At 71.9% G+C, this 2,545-nt stretch carries 2 protein-coding genes; both read right to left on the bottom strand.

All coding sequences use genetic code 11. The annotated features are described in order from the left end of the window. Positions 1–1,953, bottom strand: a 1,953-nt coding sequence (locus D7X74_RS41225) for a PAS domain-containing protein (RefSeq protein ID WP_120538380.1), incomplete at its 3' end; no start/stop codon positions are given. A 6-nt stretch (positions 1,954–1,959) separates the two neighbouring features. Beyond that, on the bottom strand, positions 1,960–2,545 hold a 586-nt coding region (locus D7X74_RS41220), incomplete at its 5' end, for a CBS domain-containing protein (protein ID WP_120538379.1).

The raw sequence follows: 2,545 nt of genomic DNA, 5'->3' as shown, positions 1-2,545 counted from the left end.
CCCGCCCCGCCCGTCCCCGGCCCTTCGCACCCGCAGCTCCCGGTGCGGGTAGGCCGCCTCCACCTCGTCCACCACGCCGCGCGTCAGCTCGTGCAGGTCCGCGGGCCGCCGCTCGATGCGGATGCCGCCCCCCAGGCGCGCCTGGGTGAAGTCCAGCAGGTCCTTCACCATGCGCGTGGCCCGCTCCGCCGCGTTCTGGATGCGCGTCACGCTCTTGCGGCTGCGCTCGTCCAGGTCCTCGCGCCGGGCCATGGCGCTGACCCCCAACTGGATGGCCGACAGGGGGTTGCGCAGGTCGTGGCTCACGATGCCGATGAGGTGCTGCTCGAACTCCGCCTGGCGCTTGACGGCGACCTCCAGCCGCCGCTGCACCGTGATGTCCTGGAGGAGCGCGACGTAGCCATCCGCTTCTCCCTCCGCGTTCCGGTAGGGATTGAACGTCACCCGCACATCCCGGGTGCCCCCCAGGCGATAGGGCACGCCGTGCTGCTCGAAGGACAAGCCCTCTCCCGCCAGCCCCCGCCGCACGTAGGGCCCCAGCACCGCATAGGCCGCCTCCCCGATGATTCCCCGGACGGGGCGCCCGAGCAGCTCCTCTCGCGTGTGGCCGAACCAGTCCTCGTACGCCTTGTTGGCGAAGCCGTAGCGCTCATCCGCCGTCACCCGCGAGACGAGCAGCGGAATCGCGTCCGTCACCTGCCGCAGCTCGGCTTCACTCGCCCGGAGCTTCTCCGCCAGGGCCTCCGCGCGACGCCGCGCCTGCACCGGCTCCGTGATGTCGAAGCCGAAGACGACGATGCCATCCACCTGCCCCCGCGCGTCCCGCAGCGGCTGGTAGACGAAGTCGACGTACGCGTCCTCCAACTCGCCCCGGCCGTCCCGGTCGAAGCGGATGAAGGTCTCACGCCCGATGTGCGGCGTGCCCGTGCGGTAGACGTCGTCCAGCAGTTGCAGGAACCCCTGGGGCACCAGCTCCGGCAGCGCCTGCGCGACGGAAAGGCCGAGCAGCTTGCGCTCGCGGCCCACGTGCAGTTGGTAGGGCGGGTTGATGGCCTCGTACACGTGCTCGGGCCCGCTCAACAGGGCAAGGAACGCGGGCGCGTGCTCGAAGAGGCTGAGCAACCGGTTGCGCGCCGCCTCCACCTCGGCCAGCAGCTTCTCGCGCTCCGCGTCCGCCTGCTTGCGCGCGGTGATGTCCGTGACCGTTCCGGTGAGGCGCGCGGGGCTTCCATCCGGGCCGGAGAGGATTTGTCCCCGAGCCTCCACCCACCGGACGTCCTGGAACGGGAGCGAGGGCCGGACCCGGTGCTCGACCTGGAACTGGCCGCCGTTGCGACCCGCCTTGGCGTCCTCGAACGCATGGAGGACCCGGGCCAGGTCCGCCGGGTGACAGGCCCGGGTCCCCTGCTCGAAAGTGAAGGGCACCTCTTCGGACAGGCCGAGGATTCTCCGGAAGCGGGAGTCCGCGTCCCCCTCCCCGGTGCCCAGGTCCAAGCGGAAGCTGCCCGCGGCCAGTCCCTCCACGACGACGCGCAGGCGCGCCTCGCTCTCCACCAGCGCTTCACCGCGCTGCTGGTGCTCCAACACCGCCTCGGAGATGGCGGCGGAGAAGAAGTCGGAGAGGACGCGCACCTCGCGCAGCGTCACCGCCAGCCGGTGCGCTTCCGCCAGGTCCAGGATGAGTCCGCGCAGGAGGTCATACTCGTGGATGAGCACCTTCAGGTTGAAGCCGAGGCGGTGGCGCTGGCGGCCGTGCTCCCGAGCGGTCGGATTGCTCGCCGGGACGCTGCCCTGTCGCAGACAGGAGGTGAGTTCGCTGAGCACGTCCGGAATGTGGTCGCGCAGCTCGGGCTCGGAGCGCGTCCGCGGAGACAGGTGCTCCTGGAGCCGCTCGGTCCAGCGCCGCATCAGCGGCTCCCGCTCGGCTTCAATCAGCGCCGCGAACTCGCTCACGGCCCCTCACGCCGGCCGCTCACGCCGCCATCCTGTGCGCGGCCCCGTCCGCTCCGCCTCCTGCTCCGCCCGCGTCATCCCCCGTTGGAGATCATTCCAATCCAGCGTGCCCGCGAGCAGCCCGTCCGCGTCCACCACCGCGACCAGCGGCACGCGCGCCTCCGCCATCCGCCGCAGCGCCGTCCACCCGTCCTCGCCCACCTCCGCCACCACCCCGTCCTCCATCGCATCCCGCACCATGCGCCCGGCGCGCTCCTCGTCCGGCAGCGCCTGCACCGCCGCCCACGTCACGCGCCCCACCGGCCGCCCCGCGCTCGTCACCGGCAGCATCGCCACGTGCTCGCGCCGAAGCGCCCACTGCGCATCCAGCATGGACAGGTCCTGGTCCACGCCCACCACCCGGGGCGTCATCATCGCCTCCACCTTCACGCGCTCCAGCGCCACGCGCATCCGCACCTGCTTGGACTCGGCCTCCGCGCCCATCAACACGAAGAAGGCAATCACCAGCGTGAACGGGTTGAACGACACCACGCCCCACACGCCGAACAGCACCGCGAACACCCGCCCCAGCGCCGCCGCCACCCGCGTGGCC

The sequence above is a fragment of the Corallococcus sp. CA047B genome (assembly GCF_003612065.1).
Classification (GTDB): Bacteria; Myxococcota; Myxococcia; order Myxococcales; family Myxococcaceae; genus Corallococcus; species Corallococcus praedator.
Note: the sequence above shows the minus strand (reverse complement) of the source record. Positions and strands in the feature narration are given on the sequence as shown.